13 protein-coding genes are annotated in these 13,213 nt (G+C 71.2%); 6 read left to right on the forward strand and 7 right to left on the reverse strand.

Annotated features, from left to right (window positions below; translation table 11 throughout):
• Positions 1–31: 31 nt before the first annotated feature.
• The 3 genes from hemB to QT196_RS18335 form a co-directional block, all read right to left on the reverse strand.
• Positions 32–1,021: a porphobilinogen synthase gene (gene hemB / locus QT196_RS18325; RefSeq protein ID WP_168480118.1), complete on the reverse strand. Its 990-nt coding sequence runs from the start codon at positions 1,019–1,021 to the stop codon at positions 32–34.
• A gap of 90 nt (positions 1,022–1,111) precedes the next feature.
• On the reverse strand, positions 1,112–1,930 hold the full coding sequence (locus QT196_RS18330; protein WP_323139198.1) for a helix-turn-helix domain-containing protein: 819 nt from the start codon (positions 1,928–1,930) through the stop codon (positions 1,112–1,114).
• A 343-nt stretch (positions 1,931–2,273) separates the two neighbouring features.
• On the reverse strand, positions 2,274–2,723 hold the full coding sequence (locus QT196_RS18335; protein ID WP_266738589.1) for an ATP-binding protein: 450 nt from the start codon (positions 2,721–2,723) through the stop codon (positions 2,274–2,276).
• Positions 2,724–2,893: 170 nt separating this feature from the next.
• Here QT196_RS18335 and QT196_RS18340 point away from each other — a divergent pair, with 170 nt between their 5' ends.
• Both QT196_RS18340 and QT196_RS18345 read left to right on the forward strand, forming a co-directional pair.
• Positions 2,894–3,727 (forward strand): helix-turn-helix transcriptional regulator, encoded by an 834-nt coding sequence (locus tag QT196_RS18340; RefSeq protein ID WP_266738192.1) that lies wholly within the window; start codon positions 2,894–2,896, stop codon positions 3,725–3,727.
• On the forward strand, positions 3,724–3,930 hold the full coding sequence (locus tag QT196_RS18345) for a DUF397 domain-containing protein (protein WP_266738190.1): 207 nt from the start codon (positions 3,724–3,726) through the stop codon (positions 3,928–3,930). Before QT196_RS18340 ends, QT196_RS18345 begins: the two co-directional genes overlap by 4 nt.
• A gap of 54 nt (positions 3,931–3,984) precedes the next feature.
• Here the strand turns inward: QT196_RS18345 and QT196_RS18350 are convergent, their stop codons facing one another.
• The 4 genes from QT196_RS18350 to QT196_RS18365 are packed head-to-tail and all read right to left on the reverse strand — an operon-like array spanning position 3,985 to position 8,748.
• Positions 3,985–5,634, reverse strand: a complete 1,650-nt coding sequence (locus QT196_RS18350) for a bifunctional uroporphyrinogen-III C-methyltransferase/uroporphyrinogen-III synthase (RefSeq protein WP_266738188.1) — start codon at positions 5,632–5,634, stop codon at positions 3,985–3,987.
• Positions 5,631–6,620, reverse strand: coding sequence for a hydroxymethylbilane synthase (gene hemC / locus QT196_RS18355; RefSeq protein WP_168480127.1), 990 nt, complete (start codon positions 6,618–6,620; stop codon positions 5,631–5,633). The genes QT196_RS18350 and hemC overlap by 4 nt, the downstream gene beginning before the upstream one ends.
• Positions 6,617–7,984, reverse strand: a complete 1,368-nt coding sequence (locus tag QT196_RS18360) for a glutamyl-tRNA reductase (RefSeq protein ID WP_168480129.1) — start codon at positions 7,982–7,984, stop codon at positions 6,617–6,619. Before QT196_RS18360 ends, hemC begins: the two co-directional genes overlap by 4 nt.
• Positions 7,981–8,748, reverse strand: a complete 768-nt coding sequence (locus tag QT196_RS18365) for a redox-sensing transcriptional repressor Rex (RefSeq protein WP_168480131.1) — start codon at positions 8,746–8,748, stop codon at positions 7,981–7,983. The genes QT196_RS18360 and QT196_RS18365 overlap by 4 nt, the downstream gene beginning before the upstream one ends.
• A 332-nt stretch (positions 8,749–9,080) precedes the next feature.
• Here QT196_RS18365 and QT196_RS18370 point away from each other — a divergent pair, with 332 nt between their 5' ends.
• The 4 genes from QT196_RS18370 (at position 9,081) to QT196_RS18385 (ending at position 13,186) form a co-directional block, all read left to right on the forward strand.
• Positions 9,081–9,359: a glutaredoxin family protein gene (locus tag QT196_RS18370; RefSeq protein ID WP_042156576.1), complete on the forward strand. Its 279-nt coding sequence runs from the start codon at positions 9,081–9,083 to the stop codon at positions 9,357–9,359.
• 284 nt (positions 9,360–9,643) lie between these two features.
• On the forward strand, positions 9,644–10,585 hold the full coding sequence (locus QT196_RS18375; protein ID WP_018091038.1) for an HAD-IB family hydrolase: 942 nt from the start codon (positions 9,644–9,646) through the stop codon (positions 10,583–10,585).
• Positions 10,586–10,915: 330 nt separating this feature from the next.
• Positions 10,916–11,701 (forward strand): ECF subfamily RNA polymerase sigma factor, BldN family, encoded by a 786-nt coding sequence (locus tag QT196_RS18380; protein ID WP_006604745.1) that lies wholly within the window; start codon positions 10,916–10,918, stop codon positions 11,699–11,701.
• Positions 11,702–11,974: 273 nt separating this feature from the next.
• The gene (locus QT196_RS18385; RefSeq protein ID WP_168480133.1) at positions 11,975–13,186 is read left to right on the forward strand and encodes a DUF5667 domain-containing protein; all 1,212 of its coding nucleotides are present in this window, start codon (positions 11,975–11,977) and stop codon (positions 13,184–13,186) included.
• The last annotated feature ends 27 nt before the right edge of the window (positions 13,187–13,213 follow it).

The following is a 13,213-nucleotide window of genomic DNA, read 5'->3' on the forward strand; positions in this document are numbered from 1 at the left end:
GGAGCAGCAGCGGCGGACGGCCGACGGGGCCTCACAGCCCCCGCGCCACCTCCGTCGCCCAGTACGTGAGGATCATGTTCGCCCCGGCCCGCTTGATGCCGGTCAGCGCCTCCAGGATCGCCTTGTCCCGGTCGATCCAGCCCTTCTCGGCGGCCGCCTCGATCATCGCGTACTCACCGGAGACCTGGTACGCGGCCACCGGCACGTCCACCTCGTCCGCGATCTTCGCCAGCACGTCCAGGTACGGCAGCGCCGGCTTGACCATCACCATGTCGGCGCCCTCCTCCAGGTCGAGCGCCAGCTCGCGCAGCGACTCCCGGAGGTTGGCCGGGTCCTGCTGGTAGGTCTTGCGGTCGCCCTTGAGGGACGAGCCGACGGCCTCGCGGAACGGCCCGAAGAAGGCGGAGGAGTACTTCGCGGTGTAGGCGAGGATCGACACGTCCTCGTGACCGGTCTGGTCCAGGGCGTCCCGGATCACCCCGACCTGGCCGTCCATCATCCCGCTGGGGCCCACGACATGGACGCCCGCATCGGCCTGCACCTGCGCCATCTCGGCATAGCGCTCCAGCGTCGCGTCGTTGTCGACCCGGCCGTCGGCGTCCAGAACACCGCAGTGCCCGTGGTCGGTGGACTCGTCCAGGCACAGGTCCGACATGATCACGAGGTCATCGCCGACCTCGGCCCGCACATCCCGGATGGCGACCTGGAGGATGCCGTCCGGGTCGGTGCCCGCCGTACCCGCCGCGTCCTTCTTGGCGTCCTCGGGCACCCCGAACAGCATGATCCCGGCGACCCCGGCCTCCGCCGCCTCGACGGCGGCCTTGCGCAGCGTGTCGCGGGTGTGCTGGACGACGCCCGGCATGGCGGAGATCGGCACCGGCTCGCTGATCCCCTCCCGGACGAACGCCGGGAGGATCAGGTCCGCCGGATGCAGCCGGTGCTCCGCGACCATCCGCCGCATGGCGGGAGTGGTGCGCAGGCGCCGCGGCCGCGCCCCTGGGAAGCTTCCGTACTTCGTCATACCGCCCACGCTACGCCCGCTTTGTGCCTGCCTTTGCCGACGGGCCGTCGGAGGGGAAGGGTCCGGCGGCAGCCTGCCCGCCGGGCCCGCTCAGGCCGCGATGGCGGGATCGCGGGACTCCGACTCACCGCGGCAGTCCCGGCAGAGTCCCGCTTCCCGGCCCCGGAAGGCGCGCTCGCATCCGTCGCAGGTCTGGAAGGGGTCCGGCCGGGGTGGCCGTCCCTCTGCCCTGTCAGGGCCCGGCGGGGCCTCGGGGCCCGCCGGGAGCGGTGGCGGAAGCAACTCCCGGAGACGGTGGGCGAGCAGCCCCGCCGGGTTCTTCAGGTCCGGCGGGAGATCCGAGGTCAGGGTGCGGTGGACGGCCGCAGTGGTGGCGCCGTTCTCGAACCATGCGGCGACGGCCGGGGCGAGACGGCGTACGTCCCGTTCGGGGAGGGTCAGCCGGTCGTCGGTACGGCGCAGTGCCACGAGGAGCGCGCGGGCGGCGGTGCGGTGCTCGCCGGAGGCGGAAGGCTCTTCGACGGCGGGAGTCGTCGGTGTCTGCGGCCGGGGCGGCTCCGCTGCCACCGGCGACGGGGCGTCCTCCCGCTCCTCGTCCCCCTGACTCGGCCCCGTGACGCCCGGAGCGCTATGGGCGTACGTACGCGTGATCACGCGCCCCTCAGCCGTGCGCTCCCGCACCCGCTCGACGTAACCATGAGCCTCCAACTCCCTTAGGGCGAAGGCGATCCGGTCCCGCCCCTCGGGGAAACGGGCCGCGAGCGTACGGATGTCGACGGACGCGCCCTCGGGCAGCGACAGGATGTGGGTGCCCACCCCGATCGCGGTCAGGGACAGGTCGCGGTGCTGGGCGAGGTGATTGCCGATGATCGTGTACCGGTCCGGCTGGTACTGCCGGATATGCGTCACCCCGCTGTGGGTGGCACTTCGCCGAACTCGGGAATGCGGGCGCACGGCGGCGCTAGGGTTCTGTTCAGCCATCGGGAAGGGCTTTCTTCCTCTGGTGGTCAGGCCCTCGCTCTGGGATGGCAGTCCCGGCGGGGGCCGTCGCATGTCTGCGGTGGTCAGGCCCGAGACTGCCCACCCAAGTCGGCCGCGCGCCAGCCGAGTTGAGCCGTTTCACCCCCACGAGTGATGTACGCGGGGTTTGGTGGGTTTGGAAGGTTCTCTCCCGGGGTTCTTTCTTCTTGACGGCCCGCCGCACCGCCATCCGGCCCACCGGGTCCCGCCTTTCCGGGCGCCGGTCCGGGGCTCAGTGACCGCCATCGAGATCGATCTCCGCCCACACCGTCTTGCACGGCACCGGCCCCTCCTCAACACCCCATCGATCCGCCAACTCCCCCACGAGCAGCAGCCCGTGCCCGGACTCCGCCGGCGAGCCACCGACATCCGGCACATGGACGGGCAGGCGATCACCGCGCGTATCGGTGACTTCGATACGGAGCGTGGCGGGCGAGGGGACGACGAGGCCGAGGCGGAAGCACCGCCCGGGGACCCGGCCGTGCAGCACCGCGTTCGCCGCCAGCTCACCGACGAGCAGCAGGGAGGGGTCGAACGGCAGCCCCCACGAGCGCAGTTGCTCGGTGGCCAGAAGCCGGGCCAGCCGTGCTCCGCGCGGGGTGGCGGAGAGCGGTACGGAGAACCGGAGCGCCGGGGCGGGGCCGACGGCGAGACCGGTAACGGAATTGCTGGTTCGGGTGATTCGCTGATTCACGTCACACAGAGTGGTCGTGCGTATCTAGCCTGAGAAGTACCGGAGGCCGTGCTGACGGTGACTGTCCGGGTGCGGTCCGGCGCCGTCCGGGCCGTACGGGGTGACGGCGTTCCGGCGGCAGAAGTTGAACCCCAGCGGCTGGACGGAGGGCAGCGCACATGGACGACTGGGACACCGGCATGGACGACGACGAGGCCGGGGCCGTGATGAGGGCCGTGGCACGGCAGGTGAAGCTGTGGCGGGAGGCGGCCGGTCTCACCCAGGCGGAATTCGGGGCGGCGATCGGCTACGGGGAGGAGCTGGTCTCGTCCGTCGAACGGGGCCGCCGGATTCCCCGGCCGGAGTTCCTGGACCGGGCGGACGAGGTCACGGGGGCGGGCGGCAAACTCGCGGCACTGAAGACGGATGTGGCGGAGATCAGGTACCCGAAGAAGGTACGGGACCTGAAGAAGCTGGAGGCGGAGTCGGTCGAGCTGTGCGCGTACAACAACTCGGTGATTCATGGGTTGTTGCAGACGGATGAGTACGCGCGGGCGGTGATCGGAAACCGACAACCCCCCTTCCCGGAGAACGAGGTCGAGCGGCGCGTGGCTGGTCGTATCGACCGGCAGGGGATCCTCGGCACCAAGACGGGGCTGCCGGTCCTCAACTTCGTACAGTGCGAAGCGACCTTACGACGGTGCACCGGGGGCACAATGGTGCTGCGCAGTCAGCTCGAACGGTTGTTGGAGGTCGGGCAGTTGTCGAACGTATCGATCCAGGTGCTGCCCCTGAGCCGCGAAGACAACGCGGGGCTTGAAGGGCCGTTCCAGCTACTCAGGCTGAAGGACGGCTCCACCGTCGGGCACAACGAAAGCCAGCTCATCAGCCGGACGATCTCCAACCCCAAAGAGATCCAGGTCCTCGAATTGCGCTATGGCATGATCCGGGCGCAGGCGCTCACTCCACGCGAGTCGCTTGCCTTCATCGAGAAAGTGCGGGGAGAGACATGACCCTCAGGCCCTCCGGCGGGAACGGCTCCGCCCTGGCATGGATAAAGAGCAGCTACAGCACCGGCGACGGGCCGGAATGCGTAGAGATCGCCACCACCCCCGGCACCATCCTCATCCGCGACTCCAAAAACCCCGACGGCCCCCGCCTCACCTTCACCCCCACCACCTGGGCCGCCTTCCTCCCGTACGCCGCCGAGCGGTAACGCAGAAGGGCGCCCCCAAAGAGGCGCCCTTCAAGCCGTTCTACTGCCGTCCGCTCAGCTACGAGCCCGCCGCCGCGCCCCCGGCCGCCGCTCGCTAGGCCGTGTGACCGGGTCACCGGCCTCGATCGCCGCATCGCGCCGCGCCGCGCCGAAGTCCGCGAGGGCCTCGGCCAGCTTGTGCACCGACGGCTCGGGCGACATGACGTCCACCCGCAGTCCGTGCTCCTCGGCGGTCTTGGCGGTGGCCGGCCCGATACAGGCGATCACCGTCACGTTGTGCGGCTTGCCGGCGATCCCGACGAGGTTCCGCACGGTCGACGAGGACGTGAAGAGCACCGCGTCGAAGCCGCCGCCCTTGATGGCTTCCCGGGTCTCGGCCGGCGGCGGCGAGGCGCGCACCGTCCGGTAGGCGGTGACGTCGTCGACCTCCCAGCCCAGCTCGATCAGCCCGGCGACCAGGGTCTCGGTGGCGATGTCGGCACGCGGCAGGAAGACGCGGTCGATCGGGTCGAAGACCGGGTCGTAGGGCGGCCAGTCCTCCAGCAGACCGGCGGCGGACTGCTCACCGCTCGGCACCAGGTCGGGCTTCACACCGAAGGCGACCAGCGCCTTGGCGGTCTGCTCGCCGACCGCGGCGACCTTGATCCCGGCGAACGCGCGGGCATCGAGGCCGTACTCCTCGAACTTCTCCCGGACGGCCTTGACGGCGTTGACCGAGGTGAAGGCGATCCACTCGTAGCGGCCGGTGACCAGGCCCTTGACCGCGCGCTCCATCTGCTGGGGCGTGCGCGGCGGTTCCACGGCGATGGTCGGGACCTCGTGCGACACCGCGCCGTACGAGACGAGCTGGTCGGAGAGCGACGCGGCCTGCTCCTTCGTACGCGGCACGAGCACCCGCCAGCCGAAGAGCGGCTTGGACTCGAACCACGAAAGGCGGTCGCGCTGCGCGGCGGCACTGCGCTCACCGACCACGGCTATGACCGGCTGGCCGCCGTCCGGCGACGGCAGCACCTTGGCGGCCTTGAGCACCTGCGCAACCGACCCGAGGGTGGCGGTCCAGGTGCGCTGGCGGGTGGTGGTGCCGGCGACGGTGACGGTCAGCGGGGTGTCGGGCTTGCGGCCCGCGGACACCAGCTCACCGGCGGCCGCGGCCACCGTGTCGAGGGTGGTGGAGACGACGGTGGTGGCGTCGCTGGCACCCACTTCGGACCAGCAGCGCGCGTCGGCGGTGCGGGCGTCGATGAAGCGCACGTCGGTGCCCTGCGCGTCCCGCAGCGGGACACCGGCGTACGCGGGCACGCCGACGGCCGCGGCGATGCCGGGCACGACCTCGAAGACGATGCCTTCGGCCGCGCAGGCCAGCATCTCCTCGGCGACGTACCCGTCGAGGCCGGGGTCTCCGCTGACAGCACGTACGACCCGCTTGCCCGCACGGGCGGCCGTCATGACAAGATTGGCGGTGTCCCTAATAGCCGGGACACCGGCGGGGATTGACGCCTCGTCAGCTGAGGCCTGCAGTGGTGTGTCCACCTGTGCGCGGGCATGCACGCGCACGACGTCCAGCACCTGCGGGTCGGCGATCAGTACGTCCGCGGAGGCCAGCGCCTCCACGGCACGCAGCGTCAGCAGACCCGGGTCTCCCGGCCCGGCACCCAGGAAGGTGACCTGACCGGAGGCGGAGTGGTTTGGGGCGGTGGGGTTCAAAGTGCTCGCTCCCCCATAAGACCGGCCGCACCCTTTGCGAGCATCTCGGCGGCGAGTTCACGGCCCATGTTCAGCGGGGTCGCGGCATCGTCGGGAGAGGCGGGTACGTGCCCGGTGGTGGACATCTGCACCAGCGTGCTGCCGTCGGTCGTGCCGACGACACCACGCAGATGCAATTCGGTGACAGCCTGCTCGTCGGCCTCCAAGTCGGCCAACGCCCCGACAGGGGCGGAACAGCCGGCCTCCAGGGCGGCGAGCAGGGATCGCTCGGCGGTCACGGCGGCCCGGGTGTCCGGGTCGTCGAGCTCGGCGAGCCGGGCGGCGAGGTCCGCGTTGACCGCGGCACACTCGATCGCCAGCGCCCCCTGGCCGGGGGCAGGCAAAACCACGTCGGGCGACAGCAGCTGCGTCGCCTCGTCGATCCGGCCGATGCGGGTGAGTCCGGCGGCGGCCAGTACGACCGCGTCCAGTTCGCCCTTTTCGACGAAGCCGATGCGGGTGTCGATGTTCCCGCGTATCGGCACGGTCTCCACACGCCGGCCCAGCGACCTGGCCCAGGCGTTCAGCTGCGCCATCCGCCGGGGCGAGCCGGTGCCGATACGGGCCACCCGGTCCTCGTCGGCGGTCAGCTGCTCAAAGGTGAGCCCGTCCCTGGCGATCAGCGCGTCCCGGGGGTCTTCCCGTACGGGTATCGCGGCCAGGGTCAGGTCCTCGGGCTGCGTGGTGGGCAGGTCCTTGAGCGAGTGGACGGCGAAGTCGATCTCCCCGGCGAGCAGCGCGTCCCGCAGCGCGGAGACGAACACGCCGGTCCCGCCGATCTGCGCGAGGTGCTCGCGGGAGGTGTCGCCGTAGGTGGTGATCTCCACCAGCTCGACGGGGCGGCCGGTCAGCGCCCGCACCGCCTCGGCGACCTGCCCGGACTGGGCCATGGCGAGCTTGCTGCGCCGCGTGCCCAGCCGCAGTGCTCTCGTGGTGCTGTCGGTCATGCCCGCTCCCGTGCATCGTGCCTGTCGGCGCGCGTGTCGGCCCGGCTGACGGCGGCGACCGTCTGGGGGTCGAGGTCGAAGAGTTCCCGCAGGGCGTCCGCGTACCCGGCGCCGCCGGGCTCGCTGGCCAGCTGCTTGACCCGGACAGTGGGCGCGTGCAGGAGTTTGTCGACGACGCGGCGCACGGTCTGGGTGATCTCGGCGCGCTGCTTGTCGTCCAGGTCCGGAAGGCGGCCGTCGAGCCGGGAGATCTCACCGGCGACGACGTCCGCGGCCATGGTGCGCAGGGCGACCACGGTGGGGGTGATGTGCGCGGCCCGCTGGGCGGCGCCGAACGCGGCGACCTCGTCGGAGACGATGCCGCGCACCTTGTCCACGTCGGCCGCCATCGGCGCGTCCGCGGACGCGTCGGCCAGCGACTCGATGTCGACGAGGTGCGCGCCCTCGATCCGGTGCACCGCGGCATCTATGTCCCGCGGCATGGCGAGATCGAGCAGCGCCAGCGGGGCCGCCCGGCCGTCGCGCGCGGCGGCGACCATCTCGCCCGCCAGGACCAGACCGGTCGCGCCGGTGCAGGAGACCACGATGTCGGCGAGCGCCAGCTCGTCCGGGACGGAGGTCATGGCGGCCGAACGGGCGCGCAGCCCGTTCGCCGCGCCGGGCCCGCCCGGCTCGGTGAGGATCTGCACCAGCCGCTCGGCGCGCTCGACGGTGCGGTTGGCGACGGCCAGCTCACCGACACCGGCCCGTACGAGGGTGGTGGCGGCCAGCGACGACATCGATCCGGCGCCGATGACCAGCGCCCGCTTGCCGCGCGCCCAGTCCTCGACGTCCCGGCCGGCCGCGAGCTGCTCCAGCCCGAAGGTGACCAGCGACTGGCCGGCCTTGTCGATACCGGTCTCGCTGTGCGCCCGCTTGCCGACCCGCAGGGCCTGCTGGAACAGATCGTTCAGCAGCCGGCCCGCGGTGTGCTGCTCCTGCGCGACGGCCAGCGCGTCCTTGATCTGCCCGAGGATCTGGCCCTCGCCGACGACCATCGAGTCCAGGCCGCAGGCCACCGAGAAGAGGTGGTGGACCGCCCGGTCCTCGTAGTGGACGTAGAGATAAGGGGTGAGCTCCTCCAGACCGGCGCCGCTGTGCCGGGCCAGGAGGGTGGACAGCTCGGCGACACCGGCGTGGAACTTGTCCACGTCGGCGTAGAGCTCGATGCGGTTGCAGGTGGAGAGCACCGCGGACTCGGTGACGGGTTCGGCCGACACCGCGTCCTGAAGCAGCTTGCCGCGCGCCTCCGGGGCGAGCGCGGCCCGCTCCAGCACGCTCACCGGCGCGCTGCGATGGCTCAGTCCGACGACCAGGAGTGTCATGCCGGCATCACGGCGGGCATGTCCCCGTCAGGTCCCTTGCGATCGTCCGCCACGGCGGCACGGGCGGCGGCGGCCGGCCCACCACTCTCGGGCCCGCCCTCCTCGCCGGCCTTGCGCTGCTCGTGGAAGGCGAGGATCTGGAGCTCTATCGACAGGTCGACCTTGCGCACGTCCACCCCGTCGGGCACGGTCAGCACGGTCGGCGCGAAGTTGAGGATCGAGGTGACACCGGCCGCGACCAGGCGGTCGCAGACCTGCTGGGCGGCCCCGGCCGGCGTGGCGATGACGCCGATCGAGACGCCGTTGCTCTCGATGATGTGCTCCAGCTCATCGGTGTGCTGGACCCCGATGCCCGCGACGGGCTTGCCGGCCATGGCCGGGTCGGCGTCGATCAGCGCGGCGACACGGAACCCGCGCGAGGCGAAGCCGCCGTAGTTGGCGAGGGCGGCGCCGAGATTACCGATACCGACGATGACAACCGGCCAGTCCTGGGTCAGCCCCAGTTCACGCGAGATCTGGTAGACGAGGTACTCGACGTCGTAGCCGACGCCGCGGGTTCCGTACGAGCCGAGGTAGGAGAAGTCCTTGCGCAGCTTGGCGGAGTTGACCCCCGCCGCGGCCGCGAGCTCCTCGGAGGAGACCGTGGGTACCGAGCGCTCGGAGAGCGCGGTCAGTGCACGCAGATACAGCGGAAGACGGGCGACGGTGGCCTCGGGAATGCCTCGGCTTCGGGTCGCCGGTCGGTGAGTTCGGCCAGTTGCCACGGTGCTCCTGCGGGTAGAGCGGGGCTGCGGGCGACCGCATGGAACCCGACCGCCCTGTCTTGTGCAGGCTATGTCTTTGTGAACGCGTGCACAAAGATGGTGTCCGTTTTGTCCGCCCAAAGTGACCGGGGTCACGCGGCGATTACCGGCCTCCGCGGAACCAACTCCCACGTCACACCGTTCACTCGCGCCACCCGTTTCAGCGGGGAGCACCAACGGGAGCACGCGCCCTCACTCCTCACCGCCATACCCCCGGAAACCTACAAATCGCCCACCGATGGTAATCGAATCCGGCCGCACCGGGCACCGCCGTGACCCGGCACAATGGCTCCATGGCCCCCTTGTTCAGCCGCAGCCCCCGCAAGAACCCCGCCGACCGGCTGGTCACCCTCGTCGGCAAGCCGGGCTGCCACCTCTGCGACGACGCCCAGGCCGTGATCGAGAAGGTCTGCGCCGAGACCGGCGCGTCGTGGGAGCGGAAAGACATCACCGAGGACCCCGAGCTGCACCGCAAGTACTGGGAGCAGATTCCGGTCATCCTCGTCGACGGCGCCCAGCACGACTTCTGGCGCGTCGACCCGAAACGGCTGCGTACGGCCCTGGGCGCCTGACCCCGGCCCCCAAAACCCGCCCCCCGGGAAGCCCCCCTCCCCGGCCACGCGGCGCCCCACCCCGGGAATCCCCCCTCCCCCGGCCTCGTTGTGGCCCGCAGGGGGCTCGCCCACCCCCTACGGGAAGTGTTCGCCCACCCCCTACGGCCCCCCAGCAGCGCCCGCGAGGTGGCCGTAATGCACCCTTCCCCCTCTCCCGGCCCTCCTGACACGCGCCCGTAACCGGCTGCACCGAACAAACTGGCTACGCTGTCGGCATGTCGCCCGCTCGCCGATCCGGCTGGATGCCCTCCGGGGCGCTCTTCGACCTGGGCTGGATCCCTCGCCGCCGACGCCCCGCCACGGCCCGCAGCGTGCTGGCCGGCGAGGCCGCGGCCGAGGCCGCCCGCAAGTCCTCCCAGGAGGCACCGCCCGTCGAGGAGACCCCGGCGGAGCCCGAATTCCCGGTCGTCGGGGACACGGCGGCCGCCGCCTTCTTCGACCTGGACAACACCGTCATGCAGGGCGCCGCGCTCTTCCACTTCGGCCGCGGCCTCTACAAACGGCACTTCTTCCACAAGCGCGACCTGGCCCGCTTCGCCTGGCAGCAGATCTACTTCCGGCTGGCCGGCTCGGAGAACCCCGAGCACATGGCGGACGTCCGCAACAGCGCGCTGTCCATCGTCCAGGGCCACCGCGTCGCCGAGCTGATGTCCATCGGCGAGGAGATCTACGACGAGTACATGGCCGAACGGGTCTGGCCCGGCACCCGCGCCCTGGCCCAGGCCCACCTCGACGCCGGCCAGAAGGTCTGGCTGGTGACCGCGGCCCCCGTGGAGACCGCCACGATCATCGCCCGCCGCCTCGGTCTGACCGGCGCGCTGGGCACCGTCGCCGAATCCGTCGGCGGTGTCTACACGGGCAAGCTGGTCGGCGAGCCGCTGCACGGCCCCGCCAAGGCCGAGGCGGTCCGCGCACTGGCGGCCGGCGAGGGCCTGGACCTGTCGCACTGCGCCGCCTACAGCGACTCCGCCAACGACATCCCGATGCTCTCGCTCGTCGGGCACCCGTATGCGATCAATCCCGACAGCAGGCTGCGCAAGCACGCCCGGGAGCAGGGCTGGCGGCTGCGCGACTACCGCACCGGCCGGAAAGCGGCCAAGATCGGCATCCCGGCGGCGGCCGGGGTCGGCGCCCTCGCCGGCGGCGCCGCGGCCGCGGTCGCGCTCCAGCGCCGACGCCGCTGACCAGGCCTGATCACCAAACCGACGGGACGGCCATCCCCTCTCCCTACCCCCCGTGCCGTCCCCTCAGTCGCGCTGCTCTCGGTCAGCCACAACACGCCTTCCAACCAGGCAGATTGCGTTCCCTTCCGATCAATAGTTGCTCAGTAATCGATACTTGATCTGCCACCAACCCGGCACGGACCGTAACTAATCGATGATTTGAGCAACTGGGTGTAGCGCTGCCTGTACGAAGCGTTATTCTCCTCAGACGCAATCCGGAACCCACACGTCCCTACGACGAGTGAACGGTCCCGCACTGCACGTGATGGAAGCTCTGCCTCTGGGAGTCCCGTGTACCCACACGTCGGGGTTGACGCCTCGGGCCTGGCTACGCTGCGTACGACACTCGTCGACCACCTGCGCAGTTTTGTCCCCACCGCGTACGCCGTCCCCGCATTCGCCTCAGCCGTCCCCGCCGCCGGACCCTGCTACGCCCTGGCCGACGGGAGTGCTGCGGTCGGAAAGGCCGCCGGCAGAACCCGCCGCTCCGGCACCGGCACGACCACCGCCCGTCGCCCCGCCGACAGCGACAGCCGTCGCATGATGGACCTCGTCGAACGAGCCCAGGCCGGCGAGGCCGAAGCCTTCGGCCGCCTCTACGACCAGTACGCCGACACGGTCTACCGGTACATCTACTACCGCGTGGGCGGCCGTGCCACGGCCGAGGACCTGACCAGCGAGACCTTTCTGCGCGCCCTGCGCCGGATCGGCACGTTCACCTGGCAGGGCCGTGACTTCGGCGCCTGGCTGGTGACCATCGCCCGCAACCTCGTCGCCGACCACTTCAAGTCCTCCCGCTTCCGCCTGGAAGTCACCACCGGAGAGATGCTCGACGCCAACGAGGTCGAGCGCAGCCCCGAGGACTCGGTCCTCGAATCGCTCTCCAACGCCGCCCTCCTGGAGGCGGTACGCAAGCTCAACCCCCAACAGCAGGAGTGCGTCACGCTGCGCTTCCTCCAGGGCCTCTCGGTCGCCGAGACCGCCCGCGTCATGGGCAAGAACGAGGGCGCGATCAAGACCCTCCAGTACCGCGCGGTCCGCACCCTCGCGCGGCTGCTCCCCGAAGACGCCCGCTGACCCCCTGTCCACAGGAACCGATACCCCGTCCCACGCCGTCATTCGCTCACTCTTGGTGATCACTCGCACCCGGTCGGTCAGATCATCGTGAGTGCGTAACCCGAGTGCCGCGCCGCTCGTTGTGCGGGATGCAGGCTCCATGCGGTCACGCCATGCCCGCGGCCACTCACTCGATCGAGTGGCCGCGGAGCACGACGTGCAACCATCCGGTCCATCTGGACAGTCAAAGCCAGTCCGGGGAGTCGAGCGGGATGACGAGAGGAGGTGCCGCCCGTGATCGCAAATGTCTCGGTGCACCGGCGGGCCAACGCCTTCGCCCAGGCGCTGGAGGAGCAGGTCCTCGACGGCGCGGCGGCCGAGGACCAGGTCGACAATCCGGCGCAAGCGCCGGGCGAAGCACGGCTGTTGGCGGTCGCCGACGGCCTCGGGAGACTCCCGGGGCCCGAGATGGCCACCGAGGTCAAGACTGTCCAGCGCGCCCAGCTCATCGCCGCGATGGAGGCCGCCTTCGCCGAAGGCGCTCCGTCCGACGGTGCCAGGGTGCCCGAGCAGCGCACACACAAGGGCGCGCACCGCGCCACGAAATCGATCGGCCGGCTGCGCCCGCGCTCCCGCCTCTCCAAGGGGCTGGCGGCCGGCGGGCTGACGGTCGGCGTCGCCGCCGGCGCGTTCAGCGGCGTCGCCGCGGCCAGCTCCGACGCCCTCCCCGGCGACTCCCTCTACGGCCTCAAGCGCGGCATGGAGGACCTCCGGCTCGGCATGGCCGACGATGACTCCGACCGTGGTCAGCTCTTTCTCGACCAGGCCTCCACCCGCATGATGGAGGTCCGCCGGATGATGGAGCGCGCCCGGCTCGCCGACCTCGACCACGAGGCGCTCGGCGAGATCCGCAAGGCGCTCGCCGGCATCCGGCACGACGCGGGCGAGGGCCACCGCCTGCTGCACGCGGCGTATGAGCGCGATGGCTCGCTCGGCCCCATCCAGGCGCTGAACTCCTTCACCAAGTCCCATCGAGGCACCTGGTCGCATCTGCGCGACAAGCTCCCGGTGCAGCTCACCGACGTCCGCGACGAGGTCAGCTCGGTCTTCGACGCCATAGACAAAGAGGTCGGTCCGCTCCGCTCGCTGCTGCCGCCCACCCCGGACAGCAGGCGCCACCACCGCGACACGCCCCCCTCCGTGGGCACCGGCTCCGGCTCCGACGACCGCCCGGCGCCGTCCGGCAGCAAGTCCGCCCACGGCAAGCACCGCGGCGGTTCGCACGCCCCGCGCCCGTCGGCCTCACCCTCCCAGGAGGACGGCCTGCTCGGCGGCAACACGGGCGGGCTGCTCGACCCGCCGTCCAAGGGCGACAGCCCGTCGCCGCACGACGGGGGCCACGGCGGCCGCAAGGACACCGGCGGCCGCCCCGATGTCACCCTCCCGCCGCTGATCCCGGGGCTGCTGCCCGGTCTGGGGATCGACGGCGAGGATCTGCCGAAGTAGCTCAGCTCTCCGGTGCCGGCCCGCTCG

It is taken from the genome of Streptomyces sp. P9-2B-2, from assembly GCF_030406865.1.
In the GTDB taxonomy this organism is placed as follows: domain Bacteria; phylum Actinomycetota; class Actinomycetes; order Streptomycetales; family Streptomycetaceae; genus Streptomyces; species Streptomyces platensis.

Bases quoted from the DNA above. Each gene is read 5' to 3' on its own strand.
- QT196_RS18345 (WP_266738190.1), top strand. From the start codon at position 3,724: ATGACCCTCAGGCCCTCCGGCGGGAACGGCTCCGCCCTGGCATGGATA.
- hemB (WP_168480118.1), bottom strand. From the start codon at position 1,021: ATGACGAAGTACGGAAGCTTCCCAGGGGCGCGGCCGCGGCGCCTGCGC.
- QT196_RS18375 (WP_018091038.1), top strand. From the start codon at position 9,644: ATGCCCTCCGGGGCGCTCTTCGACCTGGGCTGGATCCCTCGCCGCCGA.
- QT196_RS18360 (WP_168480129.1), bottom strand. From the start codon at position 7,984: ATGACACTCCTGGTCGTCGGACTGAGCCATCGCAGCGCGCCGGTGAGC.
- hemC (WP_168480127.1), bottom strand. From the start codon at position 6,620: ATGACCGACAGCACCACGAGAGCACTGCGGCTGGGCACGCGGCGCAGC.
- QT196_RS18340 (WP_266738192.1), top strand. From the start codon at position 2,894: ATGGACGACTGGGACACCGGCATGGACGACGACGAGGCCGGGGCCGTG.
- QT196_RS18370 (WP_042156576.1), top strand. From the start codon at position 9,081: ATGGCCCCCTTGTTCAGCCGCAGCCCCCGCAAGAACCCCGCCGACCGG.